Source organism: Roseateles sp. P5_E11 (assembly GCF_054049355.1).
Genome location: NZ_JBFUMO010000847.1, coordinates 1 through 1,819 on the forward strand (window position 1 = coordinate 1; position 1,819 = coordinate 1,819).

The 1,819-nt window shown below is 67.1% G+C and carries 2 protein-coding genes; both read right to left on the minus strand.

Annotated elements, in window-relative coordinates; translation table 11 throughout:
* Window positions 1-151: 151 nt before the first annotated feature.
* The gene (locus ACXJKR_RS31315) at window positions 152-1,036 is read right to left on the minus strand and encodes an EamA family transporter (RefSeq protein WP_457326175.1); all 885 of its coding nucleotides are present in this window, start codon (window positions 1,034-1,036) and stop codon (window positions 152-154) included.
* Window positions 1,036-1,819 (minus strand): posphoenolpyruvate synthetase regulatory kinase/phosphorylase PpsR (ppsR, locus tag ACXJKR_RS31320; RefSeq protein ID WP_457326176.1); only part of this gene is annotated, 784 nt, incomplete at its 5' end. The genes ppsR and ACXJKR_RS31315, both read right to left, overlap by 1 nt.

The following is a 1,819-nucleotide window of genomic DNA, read 5'->3' on the forward strand; positions in this document are numbered from 1 at the left end:
TGAACATCTGGCGCCCGCTTCCGCCTGACGACGCTTTCAGGCCCGAGGTCGAGGCGCACCCGTCCTATCCTTGCGCGCCTCAACTGGCAGAGGTTTGACGTGGTCGCGAGGTGCCATGACGCGGCGTGTCACGATGCAGCCATTCCTACCGTCAAATGGCCAGCGCGATGACTCCAACCCCAATCAGCGCGGCGCCGGCGATACGCCAGCCTCGTTCGCCTTCGCCCAACAACTGCCCGCCCAGCAGTGCCGCAAACAGCATAGACACCTCGCGCGCTGGCGCTACGCGTGACAGCGGCGCCTCGCGCATGGCCATCAGCACCAGGATGTAGGCCAGCGGCCCCAGGCCTGCGACGGCAAGCACGCCGCGCCATGAGCGGCGCAGCTCCGGCCAGAAGCTCTGCGGGTTGCGCAGCAGCGTCGGCAGTTGCAGCGGCACGCGCAGCACATTGCCGAAGTAGTCCAGCATCAGCGGCGACACGGCCAGCACCTTGACGGCATAACCGTCCAGCACCGTGTAGCCGGCGATCAGCGTGCCGGTGGCGGCGCCCCAATAGACGCCGCGGCGGCGGCGCATGGCTGCCTCGGCATCGTGGTTCACACCGCGGCCGATCAGGCGCGGCCCCATGGTGATCAGCAGGATGCCGCCGACGACGCCGGCCAGGCCCAGCGCGCCATAGACGCCCAGGTGCTCACCCAGCAACACGACGGCCGCCAGCGCCGACAGGAACGGCCCGCTGCCGCGCGCGACCGGGTAGACGACGGTCAGGTCGCTGGCCCGGTAGCCGGCGATAAGGCAGTTGAAGTAGCCCAGGTGGACCACGGCGCTGGCGGCGACAAAGCCCCAGGCCAGCAGTGACCAGTGCGGCAGCTCATCCAGGCCGACCCAGAGCACAGCAGGCAGCCAAAGCACCACCACACCGAGCGCACAGCTGAAGACGAAATGCGTGCCCCCGCCCCACTTCTTGGCGGCGAGGTTCCAGACAGCGTGGAGAAGGGCGGCGGTGAGGACCAGTGCGAGCGCGTGGAGCGGCATCAGTACATCAGCCTGTCCGGGCGGATGTCGCGCAGGATGGTCGTCGCGATCTCTTCGATGGACTTGTGCGTGGACGACAGCCAGGAGATGCCGTCGCGTTTCATCATGGCCTCGGCCTCGTTGACCTCGTAGCGGCAGTTCAGTACGTCGGCATATTTGCTGCCGGGACGGCGCTCGTTGCGGATGGACGAGAGGCGCTCGGGGTCGATGGTCAGGCCGAAGCACTTGCGCTTGTGCGGCAGCAGCGGTGCGGGCAGCTTGCGGCGCTCGAAGTCCTCGGGGATCAGCGGGTAGTTGGCGGCCTTGATGCCATGCTGCATGGCCAGGTACAGCGAAGTCGGCGTCTTGCCCGAGCGCGACACGCCGACGAGGATGACGTCGGCCACGTCGAGGTTGCGCGCCGACTGGCCGTCGTCGTGGGCCAGCGAGAAGTTGATGGCCTCGATGCGGTCGTGGTATTCCTTGCTTTCGGCCACGTCTGAGAAGCGACCCACGCGGTGGTTGCTCTTGATGCCGAACTCGTCTTCCAGCGGCTCGATGAAGGTGCCGAACATGTCCATGACGCGGCCCTGGCAATGCTCGCGCACGATCTTGAGCACGTCGCGGTCCACCAGCGTCGCGAAGACGATGGGCCGCTGGGCCTCGCGCACGGCGACTTCATTGATCTCAGCGACGACGGCGTGCGCCTTCTCGGCCGAGTCGACGAACGGCCGGCGTACATGGCGGGCCTTGATCGAGAACTGGGCGAGTATGGAATTGCCGAAGGTCTCAGCGGTGATGCCG

Coding starts and splice junctions, on each gene's coding strand:
- ACXJKR_RS31315 (WP_457326175.1), bottom strand. CDS start 1,036: ATGCCGCTCCACGCGCTCGCACTGGTCCTCACCGCCGCCCTTCTCCAC.